The sequence below is a fragment of the Roseivirga sp. UBA1976 genome, from assembly GCF_002336325.1.
Classification (GTDB): domain Bacteria; phylum Bacteroidota; class Bacteroidia; order Cytophagales; family Cyclobacteriaceae; genus Roseivirga; species Roseivirga thermotolerans.
Window position 1 is genome coordinate 1 of the sequence record NZ_DDDQ01000101.1, and the last position, 4,589, is coordinate 4,589.

At 40.2% G+C, this 4,589-nt stretch carries 4 protein-coding genes and 1 pseudogene; 1 reads left to right on the top strand and 4 read right to left on the bottom strand.

Features of this window, described 5'->3' with window-relative positions; translation table 11 throughout:
* Positions 1–557, top strand: a pseudogene (locus tag B3763_RS10135) (hypothetical protein); the annotation flags it as partial.
* A gap of 81 nt (positions 558–638) precedes the next feature.
* Here the strand turns inward: B3763_RS10135 and B3763_RS10140 are convergent.
* From B3763_RS10140 to B3763_RS10155, 4 genes are all read right to left on the bottom strand, one after another.
* The gene (locus B3763_RS10140; RefSeq protein WP_286746177.1) at positions 639–2,330 is read right to left on the bottom strand and encodes a M61 family metallopeptidase; all 1,692 of its coding nucleotides are present in this window, start codon (positions 2,328–2,330) and stop codon (positions 639–641) included.
* Positions 2,331–2,392: 62 nt separating this feature from the next.
* Positions 2,393–3,259: a hypothetical protein gene (locus tag B3763_RS10145; protein ID WP_286746179.1), complete on the bottom strand. Its 867-nt coding sequence runs from the start codon at positions 3,257–3,259 to the stop codon at positions 2,393–2,395.
* A gap of 14 nt (positions 3,260–3,273) precedes the next feature.
* Positions 3,274–4,269, bottom strand: a complete 996-nt coding sequence (locus B3763_RS10150; RefSeq protein ID WP_286746181.1) for a 6-bladed beta-propeller — start codon at positions 4,267–4,269, stop codon at positions 3,274–3,276.
* A 2-nt stretch (positions 4,270–4,271) separates the two neighbouring features.
* The gene (locus B3763_RS10155; protein WP_286746183.1) at positions 4,272–4,520 is read right to left on the bottom strand and encodes a hypothetical protein; all 249 of its coding nucleotides are present in this window, start codon (positions 4,518–4,520) and stop codon (positions 4,272–4,274) included.
* Positions 4,521–4,589: the final 69 nt, after the last annotated feature.

Consider the following 4,589-nt stretch of genomic DNA (forward strand, 5'->3'; position numbering starts at 1 on the left):
CATTGGAATATAAAGCCAACGCTACATTGAGCATGGGCGGGCAGTCTATGGATATAACCAGAACGGTCTATCAGAAAGCACCCGATAAGTTTGTAGATGTAACCGCTGCCCCAATGATGGGTGAGCAAAAACAAATTTATAATTCCGGTGAAGGCAAGATTGTAGTTGGTGGTCAAACCATGCCTGTTACCGGGCCTCAGTTGGGGGCCTTAAAATACTCTGCCATACTCTTTGCCGAACGATTCTATGACAAAATAGGCTTTGAAGCAGAATACAAGGGTATTAAGAAAGTGGAAGGCAAAGATGCTCATCGTATCGATGTATCGGTTGACGGCTTCACTGTAATTGAATATTACGATACCACCTCGGGTCTTAAAATTCAGACCGACATGGGAGCCCAGGGCGGTACTGTTAGTTATACTGATTACACTAGCTACGAAGGCATAATGCTGCCCAAAAAGATTATTGTCAAGTCTCCTCAATTGCCGGTAGCTCTGGAGTTTGTAACCCAGGAAGTGAAAATTAATAAAGGAATAGACGACAGCCGATTTAACTAGCCGTCTGTCCTAAGATTCTTAATCCAACTGCTTCGGCTCATGGTTGCGTCTTAATTTAGACCTCATGAGCCGGAGCAGTTCTTATTTTAACTCCAGCCAGCCGCAAAGTAAGTGTTGGTCATGTTCGTTCATATTGGCCTTGGGTTGCACTTCATATACCTGAAAATACTGGCTGTTTGTATTTCTAAGGGTTACGTTTTTAGTAACTCCCATTCGCTGAACTTCCAGATTCAGTAGGTTACAGGCCTCAATAGTCTCTGTAGGTTTTTTTCCGTTTATACTTACGACTAAATCGTTCAGGCAAAGGCCAAGTTCTGCGGGAGAGTTTTCGGCAATCATATCGACCCGGTTTTCAAGTAGCCTAAAGCCAAATAGCCGCTCTTCAACCTTTTCAGCATCTTTCTTTTTAAAATCTAGCCCAACCCACTCCAGAAGAGGTGCCAGGTAATGCTCATAGGGGTGTGTGCCCAGAATGATTTGCTCAAAGTATGTTTCCAGAGAGCCTTCGTATACACTTTCTGCGGCCAATTGGTAATCCGCAAGCGTATATCCACTCATATCCTTACCACGATGCTGCCACAGCAAACGCATTACATCATCTAAAGAGCGAGCGTTATTAAATTTTTGGCGTATGCTAAGGTCAAGAATAAGTGCCGCTAGTGCCCCTTCATTGTAAATAGAAACTTTTCGGCCCGGAACACCTCGCTCGTAGCCATCGAGCCACAGATCGAAAGATGACTGAGCTACTGAATAGGACTTACGACCCTCATTTTCATAGTGTCTTTTGAGCAGTTTGTTTAGTTCGGTCATGTATTCTTCTACCGAAAATACTCCCGAACGCACTAGAAATAAATCTCCATAGTATGTAGTAATGCCCTCCGTTACAAATCCCGTTTCATGATAATTCTCACCACTAAAATTGTAGGGCACCATCTCTTTTGGCCTAAGCCTTATTACATTCCAGGTATGAAATAGCTCATGAGAACTTACTCCCAAAAGTTCTTTGTAAAGCTCTCGTTTGCCCAAATCTTCCGATGGACCTAAACAGATTACGGTTGAGTTCCAGTGCTCCACACCATGGTAAGCCTTGTATGGTAGACTCTGAATTAGAAAGTGATAGTGCCGGCACGGAAATCCGCCCATTACCTCCATCTGCTTTTCGGTAAATGGCTTAAAGTCCGCAATCAGTTCTTCATCAGTTTGAGGGACATCACCCTGAATGTGAATAAAAAATTCGTGTCCTCCTACTGTATATCCAACCGTTCTTAAACTTGCACTCGCAAAAATTGGGCTGTCGACCAATTGATAGTAAGATTTAGCCGTGAGTTTATGATTGCCATTCGGTTTTAGCCCCGATGCTATTGTGTAGTCCTGAGGTAAGTCCAATTCAATCTCTATCTCCTCATTCATTGATGAGGCTTCGTACATGCAACAGTTAATAGGATTAACATAAAGTTGCTCATCGTCTAGCCAGGTATTTCCTCCATCTAATAGACCGGCAAAGTATTCATACTCAACAGTAAGAGATGTTCTCTCTTGTATGTCTATTGTCCATGTGTCTTTTGCTGTTTTCTTAAAAGAGAGCTGCTTGCCTCTGTTATCAGCTACTTTGAATCCTCTAATACGTTTTGGAAAGTTTTGAATTTCGTATCTCCCGGGTCTCCAAACCGGAAGTTTGAGGTTTACTTGACCACCATAAATTTTATCAATCTCAAGCTTTAGTTTAAGAATGTGGGTGAGTGGGTTTTTATATGAAATCTGAAATTTTAGCATATCAACGGTTAAGCAAAGTTGAAGCTAAATTAATTCATTATGGACAGCTTTAAGATGTTTAGTTAAAAGCATATCTTCTCCAGCAAAATTGAGTTTTCTTTCTTCAGATAAGCACATTGGCCAATGATGAACTCAGGCTTCTTTGGAGCTTTTCCCAAAAGAAACTGATCTCCTTTTAAGAAAATAACCCGATTGAAATCAGGGACTTGATGTACTTCACATTCCTTTTCATTGACCACAAGCAGAAACTCCAGTTCATTTATTCGATCATACATACGATAAAGTAACCCCTGCTTACCATCTGCAAGTCTACCATAAAAGTGCTGAGTGAACTTATTGTGGTTAAGGTCCAAACTAAACCATATGTTGTTTGAGAATGTGTTGAGAGTAATAATGTTGGTTTGCGGCTTATAAATGAAGCCGGGCCATGCTTCTGATTCGAATTTATTGGTGGTGACATTAAAAGAGGACTGATCTCGAGAGAGTATCTTTCCGGCTCTATTAAAAAAGGAAGCAAACGCCTGATTCGCCTCTGTAATCTCAAATAGTACAGCTTTCTGATCATTAGAAAAGTAGAAATGATTGAGAAGCCCATTACTGGCTTTTTGGGGTTGCACTTCTTCTTGAATGCGGTATGCACCTTCAGATAAAGTCATTCGAATGCCTTTATCTTTTAAATCCAGATAGAATTCGTTTTCGGAAACCTGTTGAAAACCTCTGATGGTCAGATGGCTGGCTTTGCTGAACTCCTGCTTGCTCAGGATTTCGCCATTAATTCGGCACGTAGTAATGGAATAATTATTTTCTGACTGCTGAAGAACTATGTATTCATCGCTGGTTCTTGGTATGTAAAATAGATCTTGAGAAAAACTCTTTAAAGAGTTAAGCAGAAGAGCGGCACTCAGAAGGTAAAATATAGGTCTGTTCACAAATAAAAATAATCTCAATTAGTCATTTCGAACAAGTCGAGAGTTCCATTTACTTCATCAAAAGCCACTATTTTATTAGTAGGCAAAACTTCAAACCTGGAATACCAGCCTTTTTGAGGCAATTCCAATGTGTGAGAATACTTAATCGTATTATTAGAGCAATCCAAAACCACTATGGAGTTACTCTTTACCTCAGTTTCTGATTTTTTAGAAAGACTCAAGAGGTACAGTTTTTCGTCAATTAGCTTAGACTCCCAAATCACATTTTTGTACACTGTAAGAGGCTGAACAGCACCTTTAATCTGAAGTCCAGACATGTTGTCGACAGCTAAAAGGTCTGAGTATATTTTCAATTCACTAAAGTCATATTTATTCACCAAGTCACACTCATTATTATATTCTTCAATCACAGGAAGGTTTTCAGCATAGATGGTGAGGAGGTTGTCTCTCAATTTTTCGATGTGCCTTTTGGGTACGTTTAAAGATTTGTCAGCCGGAGAGCCAAACATTCTGGTAGCTTCGTTTATTGCGAAATCGTGAACAATGATCGGGTTCTCGGTATTTCTTCTGGAGTTGAAAATGACCTGACCATCTTCAACTATAAACTGACCAATATCAAAGTACTTGAAAGATAAATCAATGGGAGGTGTGTTTTCTGGCTCATGAGGATTGAATTTTATGATTTTAGCGTTACCGGAATCGTAGATGTACAAACCGCTGTTGTCTATGTATCCATTAAGAGGTGAGGAGATTTCAGAGGGACCTCTGCCGGGTTGTCCAAATTGACGTTGATAGTTTAAATCAAAGTCAGTTTGAAAAATAACTGCCTGATTTTGGTCAATGAAGTAGAGCCCGTTCTCACCTGAGAGGATATCGGAAACTTTGGAGAAGAAAGTGTCTTCGTTAAAAGAATCGATGCTTTTTATAAGCTCCAATTGCTTTTTGTCATTATCTGGTGAGGAGCAAGCAAACATTATAGTCCCCAAGAGTATTATTCCTTTTTTAATCATAGTCAGGTTTTTGAGGAGAAATAAGCAAGGCCTACAATCTTTCTGTTTAAAGAATTCTTGGTACCTGTGGCATACGCGGTTGAACTTGTATTTCCTTCACGAGTAATAGAACCATACCCAACATCATCGATGGTAACAGAGCCAGACTCAGACGAGCACTCCACCTCAATGGTGTCGCGAAAAGTATCAGTACAGCCGGCATTAGTTCTGAATGGGATAAATGAAAAGCTCGCCATAGCCAGAAGTGCCATTAGTTTTTTCGAAACGGTCGATTTATTGGTTAAGCATATTTTGAATTAGGGTTACTTACTTAAGTCGCA

Bases quoted from the DNA above. Each gene is read 5' to 3' on its own strand.
- B3763_RS10150 (WP_286746181.1), bottom strand. From the start codon at position 4,269: ATGATTAAAAAAGGAATAATACTCTTGGGGACTATAATGTTTGCTTGC.
- B3763_RS10155 (WP_286746183.1), bottom strand. From the start codon at position 4,520: ATGGCACTTCTGGCTATGGCGAGCTTTTCATTTATCCCATTCAGAACT.
- B3763_RS10140 (WP_286746177.1), bottom strand. From the start codon at position 2,330: ATGCTAAAATTTCAGATTTCATATAAAAACCCACTCACCCACATTCTT.